The organism is Halomonas halmophila (assembly GCF_006540005.1).
GTDB lineage: Bacteria > Pseudomonadota > Gammaproteobacteria > Pseudomonadales > Halomonadaceae > Halomonas > Halomonas halmophila.
Genome location: NZ_BJOC01000027.1, coordinates 1 through 12,887, shown reverse-complemented (window position 1 = coordinate 12,887; position 12,887 = coordinate 1). Strand labels below are relative to the sequence as shown.

Here is a 12,887-nt window from a genome sequence, read left to right as displayed (position 1 = left end):
GGATCAAGGGTTCATCGCCCATGAGCGCACCCATCTACCTCGATTACGCTGCCACGACCCCCGTCGACCCCAGGGTCGCCGAGGTCATGAGCCGGCATCTGACACTGGATGGCGTGTTCGCCAACCCTGCTTCGCGCAGTCACATGCCCGGCTGGCAGGCCGAACAGGCCGTCGAGAGCGCGCGCCGACAGGTCGCCGACCGGATCGGGGCCGACCCGCGCGAGATCGTCTGGACCAGCGGCGCCACCGAGGCCGACAACCTGGCGCTGATCGGCGTTATGCGGGCCAATCGGGAGAAGGGTCGCCACCTGGTGACCTCGACCATCGAGCACAAGGCCGTCATCGACACCGCGGTGGCGCTGGAAAAGGAAGGTTGCGACGTCACCTGGCTGACGCCCGATGCCAGTGGACGCATCAGCCCGCAAGCCCTCAAGGAGGTGCTGCGCGACGACACGGTGGTGGTCTCGCTGATGGCAGTGAACAATGAGCTGGGCAGCATCCACGACCTGGCCGCGCTGTCCGAGGCCGCCCACGCAGTCGGCGCGCTCTTTCACAGCGATGCCGCCCAGGCCGTCGGCCGCCTGCCCCTGGACGTGGCCGACCAGGGCATCGACCTGATGTCGCTCTCCGGCCACAAGGCCTATGGCCCCAAGGGCGTCGGCGCCTTGTACGTGAAGCGCTCGCCGGATATCCGGCTCGAGGCCCTGATTCATGGTGGCGGCCACGAGCGCGGCATGCGCTCCGGCACCCTGCCGACGCACCAGATCGCCGGCATGGGCGAGGCCTTTGCCATCGCCGGCCGCGAGAGCGAGGCGGATCAGGCCCGCATCGAAGGCCTGCGCGACCGCTTCCTCGAGGGGCTCGCCGACCTCGACGGCGTCCATCTCAACAGTACCGCCGAGGCCTCGGTGCCGAACATTCTCAACCTGGGCTTTTCCGGCGTCGACGGCGAGTCGCTGCTGATGGCGCTGCGCAACATTGCCGTCTCGACCGGATCGGCATGCAACTCCGCCAGCGTCGAGCCATCCTATGTGTTGAAAGAGATCGGTGTGACCCGGCCATTGGCGCTGGCCTCGTTGCGCTTCAGCTTCGGCCGTTTCACCACCGAAGACGATATCGACCGGACCATCGCCACATTGAGGCATGCCCTGACCGGGCTTCGCCGCTAATTTATCGAGCAGGAGGCCATCATGGCTAACCTATCCATCACCACTGCCGCTGCCGACCAGATCCATCGCGTGCTCGACGAGCGCGGGCACGGCCTGGGGCTGCGTGTCACGGTCAAGCCCAGCGGCTGCTCGGGCTACAGCTATGTACTCGACTTCGCCGATGAGGCCTCGAACGATGACGTGGCCTTCGAGGAGCACGGCGTCAAGGTGTTCGTCGCCCCGGACGCCCTGGAAATGCTCGACGGCAGTGAAGTCGACTATGTTTCGGAAGGGCTCAACCGTTTCTTCCGCTTCAACAACCCCAACGTCAAGGACGAGTGCGGCTGCGGCGAGAGCTTCAGCGTCTAACCCCGGCGTCAGGCAGCGGGCGGCGTGAATTGTTCATCACCGCTCCGGGACGGTATACTCTGCGCCCATTCGGCAGCTCAGGCCGAACCGCATCAACCATAAGCCCCGCGCCGCGCCGAGACCCTCGGGGCGGCGCGAGGCCATCATTAGCCGATACCTGGAGAGCACGCCCCATGGCTACAGAACGCACCCTGTCCATCATCAAGCCCGACGCCGTTGCCAAGAACGCCATCGGCGAGATCGAAAGCCGCTTCGAAAACGCCGGCCTGAAGATCGTCGCCGCCAAGATGCTGCATCTCTCCCAGGAGAAGGCAGAAGGCTTCTACGCGGAGCACAAGGATCGCCCCTTCTTTCCCGACCTGGTTGGTTTCATGACCTCCGGCCCGGTCATCGTCCAGGTGCTGGAAGGCGACAACGCCATCAGCGCCAACCGTGACCTGATGGGCGCGACCAACCCCAAGGAAGCCGACCCCGGCACCATCCGTGCCGATTACGCCCAGTCGATTGACGCCAATGCGGTGCACGGCTCCGACTCGCCGGAATCCGCCGAGCGTGAAATCGCTTACTTCTTTAGCGACGACGAGATCTGCCCGCGAGGCTGATCCCCCGTCCAGCGGGGGTGCCAGCACCCCCGCCCCGACCGACCGCTGACTATCATGACTGCCACCACTGCTTCCCAACGCCTCAACTTGCTCGGCATGACGCGCGAGGAAATGGAAGCGTTCTTCCTTTCCATCGGCGAGAAGAAGTTTCGCGCCGCTCAGGTGATGAAATGGATTCACCAGGAAGGCTGCGACGACTTCGAGGCCATGACCAACCTGTCAAAAGCCCTGCGGGCCCGCCTTGACGAGGTCGCCGAAATACGCGGCCCCAGCGTGGTCTACGAAGGCTCCTCCAATGACGGCACCCGCAAGTGGGTCCTGGAAGTGGAGGACGGCAGCTATGTCGAAACCGTGCTGATTCCGGCCGAGAACGGCAAACGGCGCACGCTCTGCGTATCCTCGCAGGTCGGCTGCTCGCTGGACTGCAGCTTCTGTTCCACCGGCAAGCAGGGCTTCCAGCGCAACCTCACGGCCGCCGAGGTCATCGGCCAGGTGTGGGTGGCCAGCAACAGCTTCGGGCCACGCCACGACACCGCCAATCGCCCCGTCACCAATGTGGTGATGATGGGCATGGGCGAGCCGCTGATGAATTACGACAATGTCGTGCCGGCCATGAAGCTGATGCTCGACGACAACGCCTACAGTCTCTCCAAGCGCCGTGTCACGCTCTCCACCTCCGGTGTGGTGCCGATGCTGGACAAGCTGGGCGACGAGCTCGACGTGAGCCTGGCCATTTCGCTGCACGCCGCCAATGACGAGCTGCGCAGCGAGCTGGTGCCGCTCAACCGCAAGTACAACATTCGCACCCTGCTGGATTCCTGCAAGCGTTATCTAGCGAAGTGCGACGATGCGCGCGTGGTGACCATCGAGTACACCATGATGAAGGACGTCAATGATCAGCAGGAGCATGCCCAGCAACTCGCCGAGTTGCTCGAGGAGCTGCCCAGCAAGATCAACCTGATTCCGTTCAACCCCTTTCCGCACTCGGGGTACGAAACGCCGTCGCGCAACCAGGTGAAGCGCTTCCAGCAGTGGCTGTACGACCTCAACCTAAACGCGACGATCCGCTCGACCCGCGGCGACGATATCGATGCTGCCTGTGGCCAGCTGGTAGGCCGCGTCAAGGACCGTACACGCCGCCACGAACGCTATATCCAGTCGATTCAGATCGACGCGGATTGAAGCGCGTGACGTCTTGACTTCCATCGGGCACGACGCTTTGATGGACACGCTTTTAGCATGGGCCGGCCGTCAGGCCGGCCCGGAACACGACGCCTCTGCGAGGATGCCATGACGGGTCGCACGAGCCTCGACGGCTACCGACAGCAGCGGATCGCGGCGCTCTTGATCGGCGTATTGTGGCTAAGTGGATGTGCCATGCGTGCCGACCAGATTCCGCAGGACGCCCGGCCAGCCGAAGCCTACACGCGCCTCGGCGAGGCCTATCTGGCCCGGGACAACTTGCCGCGTGCCTCGCAGGCCCTACGCCATGCCCTGGAGCTGGCCCCGGATAACGCCGTGGCGCACCAGGCCATGGCCATGGTTCATCAGCGCCGCGGCGACGAGCGCCTGGCCGACGCCGCTTTCCGCGAGGCACTGCAGGCAGCCCCCGATTTGACGCGGGCACGCAACAATTACGCGGCCTTCCTGTATGATCAGGGGCAATTCGACGCCGCCTGCCATCAATTGCAGCGGGCCAGCCAGGATCGCCACTACGCCGAACGTGCTCGCCTGCTTGTCAACCTGGGCCGCTGTCAGCTGGCACTCGGCAAAGAGGCCGCTGCCCGCGCCAGTTTCGAGGAGGCCCTGAGCATCGCCCCCGACCATGCCGGCGGCCACCTGCACCTTGGTGAACTCGAGGCGGCACGGGGTAACCTGGGCAGCGCCGAGCGACACCTGGAACATTACCGACGTCTGGCTGGTCCAGATAGCCAGGCGGCCCGCCTGGCCGACAAGATTTCACGCGCCCGGGATGGCCAACGGCTCCCGGCCGCATCGCCAGGCACGTCCTGAGCCCTGTTTTCAATCAAGGATTCACGCCATGAGCGACACACCTTTCCAGGAACCCGACGCGACAGCCGACCAGGCATCGCCTGGCGAGTTGCTGCGGCGGGAGCGGGAAACCCTGGGACTATCGCGCGAGGAAGTCGCTGCGGCGCTCAACCTGCGCCCGGCCGTGATCAGCGGCCTGGAGAAGGACAGTTACGAGGAAGTACCGATTGCCACCTACCGGCGTGGTTATCTGCGCAGCTATGCGAGCCTGCTCGGCCTCGATGAAGAGCGCGTGCTGGCAGCCTATCATGCGCGTTTCGGCAAGGAAGACCTGGAGCACAAGGTGGCCCCCGTCCATGTACTCAACAAGCCGCCCTCCCGGCTGGGTACCTGGCTGTTCCGGCTGGTCACGCTGATTGTCATCGCCGGCCTGATCGGCCTGACCCTGATGTGGTGGCAGAGCCGCGGTGGCAGCGAGCCGCCCGCACCGGGAGACAACGCACCCGTGGCAGTGGATGGCATGGACGGCAATACCGCCCTGGTCGAGGAATCGAGCTCGCCGACCAGCGGCAATGCGTCGACGACCGGTAGCGATGGCAGCTATGGCGTCTCGAATAACGACGGCAGTGCCGGCGCCACGGACAACACGGCAAACCTGCTGGAAGCTCCGGAAGGCACGGCGGCCCCGGCCGACGACGCGACCGGCAACAGCACGACCGACGGCACTGCCGAGACGGACAGCAGCCAATCCGACGGGGCGGCGGACGAAGCGGCCCCGGAAAGTGCGTCCACAGGGGATGAGGCCGCACCCGCCGAGTCGCAGGGCAACGCCGACTCCGAATCCGCGCCCCAGGCCGAGGCGGCATCACAGACTGCCCAGGCCACAGCGCGGGTACTCAATCTGACCTTCAACGAGCAGTCCTGGACCGAAATCTTCGATGCCAGCAACCAGCGGGTCTTCGTCGGACTTCAGGAACCGGGCACCACGGCACGCGTCGAGGGCGAACCGCCCTTCCGACTGACCGTGGGCAATGCCACCGGCGTCGAACTGAACTGGAATGGCGAAGCCATCGACCTGAGCGAGCGCGCAGGCGCCAACAATGTCGCTCGTTTCACCCTGGGAGAGTGAGTCATATGCACGCACCATCGCCCATCCAACGCCGTCAATCCCGCCGCATTCATGTCGGCGATGTGCCGGTCGGCGGCGGCGCTCCAATCTCTGTGCAGAGCATGACCAACACCGACACGCTCGATGTGGATGCCACCGTGGCGCAGATACAGCAACTCGAGAACGCCGGTGCCGACATCGTGCGCGTCTCGGTGCCGAGCATGGACGCCGCCGAAGCCTTCGGACGCATCAAGCAGGCCGTGAAGGTCCCGCTGGTGGCGGATATCCACTTCGATTACCGCATCGCCCTGCGCGTGGCCGAACTCGGCGTCGATTGTCTGCGCATCAACCCCGGCAATATCGGTCGTGAAGACCGGGTCGCCGCCGTCGTCGGTGCCGCCCGCGACAACGGCATCCCGATTCGCATCGGCGTCAATGCCGGCTCGCTGGAGAAGGACCTGCAGAAAAAGTACGGCGAACCGACGCCGGCGGCCCTGGTCGAATCCGCGATGCGCCACATCGACCACCTGGACCGCCTCGACTTCCCGGACTTCAAGGTCAGCGTCAAGGCCTCGGATGTGTTCATGGCCGTGGCCGCCTACCGCGAGCTGGCCTCGCGCATCGAACAGCCGCTGCATCTCGGCATTACCGAAGCCGGCGGCCTGCGTTCGGGCACCGTCAAATCGTCCATCGGCCTGGGCATGCTGCTGATGGACGGCATCGGCGATACGCTCCGGGTCTCGCTGGCGGCCGATCCGGTGGAGGAAGTCAAGGTCGGCTTCGACATGCTCAAGAGCCTGAGCCTGCGCTCCAAGGGCATCAACTTCGTGGCCTGCCCGAGCTGCTCGCGCCAGAACTTCGATGTCATCGGCACCATGAATGAGCTCGAGGAACGCCTCGAGGACGTGCTGACACCCCTCGACGTCTCGGTCATCGGCTGTGTGGTCAATGGCCCCGGCGAGGCCAAGGAGAGCGACATCGGCCTGACCGGTGGCAGCCCGGCCAACCTCGTCTACGTCGACGGCAAACCGTCGAGCAAGCTGCGCAATGACCATCTGGTCGATGACCTCGAGCGATTGATTCGTGACAAGGTGCGCGAGAAGCAGCAAGCAGAACAGGACGTGATCGCCCGGGACGCCTGATCCCGGCACGTGAAGGAGTCATCATTGAGCAAGAAAATCCAGGCCATTCGGGGCATGAACGACCTGCTGCCGGCACAGGCTCCCCTCTGGCAGTACTTCGAGCAGCAGATCCGTTCCCTGATGGGGCGCTACGGCTATGACGAGATGCGCACGCCCATCCTCGAGCAGACGGCACTGTTCAAGCGCTCCATTGGCGAGGTCACCGACATCGTCGAGAAGGAAATGTATACCTTCGAGGACCGCAACGGCGACAGTCTGACCCTGCGGCCCGAGGGCACCGCCAGCTGCGTGCGGGCCGCCATGGAGAATGGCCTGCTGCACAACCAGACCCAGCGTCTCTGGTATCAGGGGCCGATGTTTCGCCACGAGCGCCCCCAGAAGGGCCGCTATCGCCAGTTTCACCAGGTCGGCGTGGAGACCTTCGGCCTCGAGGGCCCGGATATCGACGCCGAGGTGATCCTGCTGTCGGCACGCCTGTGGAAGCAGCTCGGTCTGTTCGAGCAGGTCACTCTGGAGCTCAACACCCTGGGTTCGCCGGCAGCGCGTGCCGCCTATCGCGAGACCCTGGTCGGCTACTTCGAGCAACATTACGAGCTGCTCGATGAAGACTCGCGGCGTCGGCTGTCGACCAACCCGCTGCGTATCCTGGATTCCAAGAACCCGGCCATGGCCGAACTGCTGGCCGAGGCGCCACGCCTGATGGATCACCTGGATGCCGAGTCGCGGACGCACTTCGAGCGGCTGACCGCCATCCTCGATGCTGCCGGGATCGCGTACGTGATCAACCCACGCCTGGTGCGCGGCCTGGACTACTACTCGCGGACCGTTTTCGAATGGACCACCGAGGCACTGGGCAGCCAGGGCACGATCTGTGCCGGCGGCCGCTATGATGGGCTGGTCGAACAGCTGGGCGGCAAACCGGTGCCGGCCGTGGGCTTCGCCATGGGCGTCGAGCGCCTGGTGCTGCTGCTCGAAACGCTGGACCTGGTGCCCGACGCCGCCCTCGATACCCTGGACGTCTACCTGCTGCCGATGGGCGAGGACGCCGAGGCCGCGGCCCTCGGCATGGCCGAACGCCTGCGTGACGAACTGCCCGGCCTGCGCCTGCAGTTGCACTGTGGTGGTGGCGGTTTCAAGAGCCGTATCCGCAAGGCCGACAAGAGCGGGGCGCGTCTGGCGTTGCTGCTCGGCGACGAAGAGCTGGCCAGTCAGAGCGTCACGCTCAAGTTTCTGCGCGAGGAGCGCGAACAACGCCGAATCGAACACAGCGAACTGGCCACGACGCTGGACGAGCTGTTAACGGAAGCCTGACGGACCGCATAGCCAATAAGGAGGCCGCCCGTGGCGGAAATGAGAACCGAAGAAGAACAGCTCGAGGCCATCAAGCGCTGGTGGAAGGAAAACGGCGTATCGCTGCTGATCGGTGCGGCCATTGCGGCCGCCGGCGTCTTTGCCTGGAACAGTTGGCAGGACTATCAGACTGGCAAGGCGGAGGCCGCTTCCCAGCGCTATCAACAACTCTTGCAGCTGACCAGTCAGGGCCAGCTGAGTGATTCCGCGCACAGTCGGGCCGAGGAGCTCGCCACCACCCTGGTCGACGAGCATGGCGGTAGCCTGTACGCCGACCTGGGCCAACTACTCTCGGCACGCCTGGCTGTCAGCGACGGCGACCTGGGCGCGGCTCGCCAGACCCTGAAAGGCATCATCGCGGACAGCGAGCGTGCCTACCTCCAGGGCCTGGCGCGCCTGCGCCTGGCCCGTCTGCAGATCGCGGCCGACGAGGCCGAGTCGGCCCTGTCCACGCTCGAGGGCAAGATCCCCGAGACACTCTCCGCGCAACGCGCGGACATTCGTGGTGACGCCCACTTTGCCCTGGGGCAGAATGCACAGGCCGCAGACGCCTGGCGAGAAGCCCTGCAACTGGCGGAACAGGGTGGCAACTCCCTATTCGGCGTACAACTCAAGCTCGACAACCTGAGCACTCAGGAGACCGCGTCATGAAACCGACACTGGCGATTGCCGCCATCACGGCCATGGGACTGCTGGCAGGCTGCGCCGGCCAGGTGGATTCCAAGAATGCGCCGCGCGAACTGCAGGACATCGGTCACAGCACCACCGCCACCACCCTCTGGGATGAACAGGTCGGCGATGGTCTGGGGCTCGGCGGCTATAGCCTGGCCCCGGCCCAGGACGGCGACACTGTCTTCGCCGCCGACCAGCATGGCCTGGTCATGGCCATGAACGCCGACAACGGCGAAGTGCTGTGGGAAACTCGGCTCGAGCATGGCGTCTCCAGTGCCCTGACCGCCGTCGCCGGCCACGTCTACCTCGGCACGCGCAACGGCAACATCCTGGCCCTGGACCAGTCCAGTGGCGAGGAAGTCTGGCGCTCGCGCGTCAGCAGCGAAGTCCTCTCGGCTCCCCAGGTCAATAACCAGCTGGTCGTGGTACAGACCATCGACGGCAATATCACCGCGCTGAGCCGCCGCAACGGCACCGAACGTTGGGTGCACAGTACCTCCCAGCCCTCGCTGACTCTGCGCAACACCGGCACGCCGCGCACCATCGCCCCGGTGACCTTCGCCGGACTGGCCAATGGCAACCTGGTGACCCTCGACAACAGTAACGGCCGCGCGCTCTGGGAACGTCGCATTGCGGCTCCCCAGGGTCGCAGCGACATCGATCGCATGGTCGACCTGGCCGGCCAGCCGGTACTCACCCCGGACGGCCGCCTCTTCGTCACCAGCTACAACGGCCGTCTGGTCGCGCTGCAGGCCACCAGTGGCCAGGTCCTGTGGTCGCGGGACGTTTCCAGCTACCGGACGCCTGTGCTCGTCGGCGATACCCTCTACGTGGTCGATGCCGACAGCCACCTGGTCGCCCTCTCGGCCACCAACGGCAACGAACAATGGCGTCTGGCCGACCTGGCGCACCGCCGCCTGACGGCCCCGGCCTTCGCCGATGGCCGACTGGTCGTGGGCGACATGGAAGGCTATGTGCACTTCATCGATGCTCAGGACGGCACCCTGGTAGGCCGGACCGAGGTCGATGGCTCCGGCATCAGCGTGCGCCCGCTCACCGATGGCAAGCGCGTCTACGCCCTGGCCGATGACGGAAGCCTGGAGGCTCTGGAACTCAACCCATGAATCCCGTGATCGCTCTGGTCGGCCGCCCCAATGTGGGCAAGTCGACCCTGTTCAACCGCCTGACACGCTCGCGTGATGCGCTGGTCGCCGACTTCCCCGGGCTGACCCGGGACCGCAAGTATGGCAACGGCATGCTCGGTGGCAAGACCTATACGGTGATCGACACCGGTGGCATCAGCGGCGATGAGGACGGCATCGATGCGGTCATGGCGGAGCAGTCGCTGCAGGCCATCGACGAAGCCGACATCGTGCTGTTCATGGTCGATGGCCGCACCGGGCTGCACATGGCCGACGAGGCCATCGCCAACCACCTGCGGGTCAACCAGAAGAAGACCTGGCTGATCGTCAACAAGACCGACGGTCTCGAGGAACACTCGGCCATGGCCGACTTCTGGCAGCTGGGTATCGGCGAGCCGCGTTCCATCGCCGCATCACACGGGCGCAATGTAACCGCCTTGATCGACCAGGTCCTCGAGCCCTTCCCCGAGCGAGACGAGGACCTTCCCGCCGACACTGGCACCAAGGGCATTCGCATCGGTGTCATCGGGCGCCCCAATGTCGGCAAGTCGACGCTGGTCAACCGTCTGCTCGGCGAGGAACGCGTGGTCGTCTTCGATGAGGGTGGTACCACCCGGGACGCCATCGAGATTCCCTTCGAGCGTCGTGGCGAGCCCTATGTGCTGGTCGACACCGCCGGCGTCAGGCGTCGCAAGAATGTTTCAGAAGTCGCCGAAAAGTTCTCGATCATCAAGACCCTCGAGGCCATCAAGGAGTGCCACGTCGCGGTGATGGTGCTGGACGCGCGGACCGGTCTGGTGGAGCAGGACCTTCACCTGCTCGACTATGTGCTGACCAGCGGCCGGGCCCTGGTACTGGCGGTCAACAAGTGGGATGGCCTGGAAAGCGAGGCCAAGGACCGCATGCGCACCGAGATCAAGCGTCGCCTGGGTTTTGCCGACTATGCCGAATTGCACTTCATTTCGGCACTGCACGGCACGGCCGTCGGCGATCTCTATCCGTCCATCGAGCGGGCCTTCCAGTCCGCCCACAGTCGCTGGTCGACCAACCGCCTGACCAACATACTGCGCGATGCCGTCGAGCAGCACCAGCCGCCGATGATCCATGGCCGCCGTATCAAGCTGCGCATGGCTCACCAGGGCGGCACCAATCCGCCGATCATCGTGGTCCACGGCAACCAGACCGGTTCGCTTCCCGAAGCCTACAAGCGCTTCTTGACCAACACCTTCCGCAAGGTGCTCAAGGTGCGCGGCACCCCCATGCGCTTCGAGTTTCGTTCGGGCAAGAACCCCTACGACAACATGGCCGAGGCCAGCGACCGCGACAAGGCCAAGAAACGCGAACTCGACCGCACCAAGGAATCACGCCGCAACCGACGCTGATTCGGCACAGCCCACCAGGATCTTCTCTTTTTCGCACCTCACGCAGAAAATCCTTCGCCACCGCCGACCGCCACCATTGGCATGACGCTCGGCTGCTTGCGTCATTTTTGTGTAACTCCCGGTCGGGTTAGCGAATTTTCTGCCTGCTCGGGGCCGTGGCATACCAAACCGGACAGCACGGCCTCGCCACCTGCAACACAGTCTCCCCCATCCCATTGAGCGGCGCATGGCGCCACTTAGGCGCCACTTGTAGACTGCAGTGGTTATGGTCGGCCAAGGTGGGCCGGCCTTCCTCCAGACTCCGCATCGCCAACAACAAGGTGGAGGCACCACGATGGACAAGCTCGCCAAGCAGCTGGGATTGCGAACCGATCCCACTATCTTTTTTGTTTCAGCAGGCCTGATGCTGCTGTTCCTTCTGGCGCTGGTCATAGCGCCTGACGCCATCGGCGAGGTATTCGCCCGGGGCCGAGAATGGGTGGTTACCAACCTCGGCTGGTTCTTCATCTTCGGCGTGAGTATCTGGTTGATGTTCCTGCTGTGGGTGGCCCTGAGCCGTTACGGCAACATCCGGCTCGGAGGCGATGACGATCGCCCTGCCTACGGCAACATCTCCTGGTTTACCATGCTGTTCGCCGGCGGTATCGGTACCGTCCTGATGTTCTGGGGCGTAGCCGAGCCCATCTTCCACTTCTCGACACCGCCGCACGGTGACATCGAGCCGTATTCGGTGGAAGCCGCCCGGGAAGCCATGGGCTTCTCGCTATATCACCTCGGCTTGCATACCTGGACAATCTTCACCCTGCCGGGCCTGGCCTTCGCCTACTTTGTCTACCGTTACGACCTTCCGGTGCGAGTCAGCTCGGTCTTCTACCCGCTACTCAAGCAACGTATCTACGGTCCGATCGGCAAGACCATCGACATCTTCGCGGTGCTCGGCACCCTGTTCGGCGTCGCCGTATCCATCGGCCTGGGTACCTCGCAGATCAATGCAGGCCTCTCGGAACTGTTCGGCATCTCCGATGGGGTAACCAGCAAGGTGCTGATCATCGTGGTGCTGACGGCGGTGGCCGTGGGGTCCATCGTCGGCGGGCTCGACAAGGGCGTGAAGATGCTGTCGAACCTCAATATCGGCATGGCCACGGGCCTGATGCTCTTCGTGCTGCTGACCGGTTCGACGGTCTTCCTGTTGCGCGGCATCATCGAGACGCTGGGCATCTATATTTCCAACCTCGTGCCGCTGGCCTTCTGGAACGATACCCTGGCGCAATACACCAGCGAGGACGGTCGCTGGGGCTGGCAGGGTAGCTGGACGGTCTTCTACTGGGCCTGGACCGTGACCTGGTCGCCTTTCATCGGTCTCTTCGTGGCGCGCATTTCCAAGGGCCGCACCATCCGCGAGTTCGTGCTCGGCGTGTTGTTCGCGCCCTCGCTGTTCACCCTGGTGTGGTTCGCCATCTTCGGCTGGTCGGCCATGCAGATCGACGGTATCGGCGAGGTTGCCCGCGCCGAGCTCGGCGCTCAGGCCGGCAGCATGACGGCGGCCGTCATGGAAAGCGTACCCCTGGCGATGTTTGCCTTCTTCGAACATTTCCCGGCCTCGACCCTGATCCAGGGGCTTGCCGTGGTCATCGTGGCGATCTTCTTTGCCACCTCGTCGGACTCGGCTTCGCTGGTCATCGACCTGCTGTGCACCGGCGACACCGACCCGGGCCCGGTGCACCAGCGCGTCTTCTGGGGCGTTTCGGAAGGTGCCGTGGCCGCCATGCTGATCGTGCTCGCCGGCGATACCGGACTCGAGGCCTTGCAGCAGGTCATCACCGTCATCGGCCTGCCGATCTTCGTGATGACCTTCGCCATGGTCTTCGCGTTGTTGAAAGGCTTCTTCAACGAGGACCTGGCCGTGGTCAAGCCCCGACGGGCGCCCTCGCTGGACAACTTCTAGCCCCTGCCCATCTCCAGCCGCGCCGCCCGAAAGGG

The 12,887-nt window shown here is 64.6% G+C and carries 12 protein-coding genes; all 12 read left to right on the top strand.

Annotated elements, in window-relative coordinates:
* Positions 1 to 20: 20 nt before the first annotated feature.
* The 12 genes from HHA01_RS10275 to HHA01_RS10220 all read left to right on the top strand — a co-directional run bounded on the left by HHA01_RS10275 (position 21) and on the right by HHA01_RS10220 (position 12,852).
* Entirely contained in the window at positions 21 to 1,169 is a 1,149-nt protein-coding gene (locus HHA01_RS10275; protein WP_141320383.1) for an aminotransferase class V-fold PLP-dependent enzyme, read from the top strand.
* 21 nt (positions 1,170 to 1,190) lie between these two features.
* Positions 1,191 to 1,517, top strand: coding sequence for a HesB/IscA family protein (locus HHA01_RS10270; protein WP_141320381.1), 327 nt, complete (start codon positions 1,191 to 1,193; stop codon positions 1,515 to 1,517).
* Between the two features lie 173 nt (positions 1,518 to 1,690).
* Positions 1,691 to 2,119: a nucleoside-diphosphate kinase gene (gene ndk, locus HHA01_RS10265; RefSeq protein ID WP_141320379.1), complete on the top strand. Its 429-nt coding sequence runs from the start codon at positions 1,691 to 1,693 to the stop codon at positions 2,117 to 2,119.
* A 54-nt stretch (positions 2,120 to 2,173) separates the two neighbouring features.
* Positions 2,174 to 3,301, top strand: coding sequence for a dual-specificity RNA methyltransferase RlmN (rlmN, locus tag HHA01_RS10260; protein WP_141320377.1), 1,128 nt, complete (start codon positions 2,174 to 2,176; stop codon positions 3,299 to 3,301).
* 108 nt (positions 3,302 to 3,409) lie between these two features.
* Entirely contained in the window at positions 3,410 to 4,132 is a 723-nt protein-coding gene (gene pilW / locus HHA01_RS10255) for a type IV pilus biogenesis/stability protein PilW (RefSeq protein ID WP_141320375.1), read from the top strand.
* Between the two features lie 28 nt (positions 4,133 to 4,160).
* Positions 4,161 to 5,240, top strand: a complete 1,080-nt coding sequence (locus tag HHA01_RS10250; RefSeq protein ID WP_141320373.1) for a RodZ domain-containing protein — start codon at positions 4,161 to 4,163, stop codon at positions 5,238 to 5,240.
* A 5-nt stretch (positions 5,241 to 5,245) separates the two neighbouring features.
* Entirely contained in the window at positions 5,246 to 6,361 is a 1,116-nt protein-coding gene (ispG, locus tag HHA01_RS10245; RefSeq protein WP_141320371.1) for a flavodoxin-dependent (E)-4-hydroxy-3-methylbut-2-enyl-diphosphate synthase, read from the top strand.
* A 24-nt stretch (positions 6,362 to 6,385) separates the two neighbouring features.
* On the top strand, positions 6,386 to 7,672 hold the full coding sequence (hisS, locus tag HHA01_RS10240) for a histidine--tRNA ligase (RefSeq protein ID WP_141320369.1): 1,287 nt from the start codon (positions 6,386 to 6,388) through the stop codon (positions 7,670 to 7,672).
* 39 nt (positions 7,673 to 7,711) lie between these two features.
* Positions 7,712 to 8,362 carry a YfgM family protein gene (locus tag HHA01_RS10235; protein WP_307725350.1) on the top strand — a complete coding sequence of 217 codons (651 nt, stop codon included), beginning with the start codon at positions 7,712 to 7,714 and terminating at the stop codon, positions 8,360 to 8,362.
* Entirely contained in the window at positions 8,359 to 9,507 is a 1,149-nt protein-coding gene (gene bamB, locus HHA01_RS10230; RefSeq protein WP_141320365.1) for an outer membrane protein assembly factor BamB, read from the top strand. The genes HHA01_RS10235 and bamB overlap by 4 nt, the downstream gene beginning before the upstream one ends.
* Complete coding sequence (gene der, locus HHA01_RS10225; RefSeq protein WP_141320364.1) at positions 9,504 to 10,907, top strand: ribosome biogenesis GTPase Der; 1,404 nt, start codon at positions 9,504 to 9,506, stop codon at positions 10,905 to 10,907. The genes bamB and der overlap by 4 nt, the downstream gene beginning before the upstream one ends.
* 334 nt (positions 10,908 to 11,241) lie before the next feature.
* Positions 11,242 to 12,852: a BCCT family transporter gene (locus tag HHA01_RS10220; protein WP_141320362.1), complete on the top strand. Its 1,611-nt coding sequence runs from the start codon at positions 11,242 to 11,244 to the stop codon at positions 12,850 to 12,852.
* Positions 12,853 to 12,887: the final 35 nt, after the last annotated feature.

Excerpts from the sequence above, each read along its gene's own strand:
- HHA01_RS10275 (WP_141320383.1), top strand. The coding sequence starts at position 21 with ATGAGCGCACCCATCTACCTCGATTACGCTGCCACGACCCCCGTCGAC.
- HHA01_RS10270 (WP_141320381.1), top strand. The coding sequence starts at position 1,191 with ATGGCTAACCTATCCATCACCACTGCCGCTGCCGACCAGATCCATCGC.
- ndk (WP_141320379.1), top strand. The coding sequence starts at position 1,691 with ATGGCTACAGAACGCACCCTGTCCATCATCAAGCCCGACGCCGTTGCC.
- rlmN (WP_141320377.1), top strand. The coding sequence starts at position 2,174 with ATGACTGCCACCACTGCTTCCCAACGCCTCAACTTGCTCGGCATGACG.
- pilW (WP_141320375.1), top strand. The coding sequence starts at position 3,410 with ATGACGGGTCGCACGAGCCTCGACGGCTACCGACAGCAGCGGATCGCG.
- HHA01_RS10250 (WP_141320373.1), top strand. The coding sequence starts at position 4,161 with ATGAGCGACACACCTTTCCAGGAACCCGACGCGACAGCCGACCAGGCA.
- ispG (WP_141320371.1), top strand. The coding sequence starts at position 5,246 with ATGCACGCACCATCGCCCATCCAACGCCGTCAATCCCGCCGCATTCAT.
- HHA01_RS10235 (WP_307725350.1), top strand. The coding sequence starts at position 7,712 with ATGAGAACCGAAGAAGAACAGCTCGAGGCCATCAAGCGCTGGTGGAAG.
- bamB (WP_141320365.1), top strand. The coding sequence starts at position 8,359 with ATGAAACCGACACTGGCGATTGCCGCCATCACGGCCATGGGACTGCTG.
- der (WP_141320364.1), top strand. The coding sequence starts at position 9,504 with ATGAATCCCGTGATCGCTCTGGTCGGCCGCCCCAATGTGGGCAAGTCG.
- HHA01_RS10220 (WP_141320362.1), top strand. The coding sequence starts at position 11,242 with ATGGACAAGCTCGCCAAGCAGCTGGGATTGCGAACCGATCCCACTATC.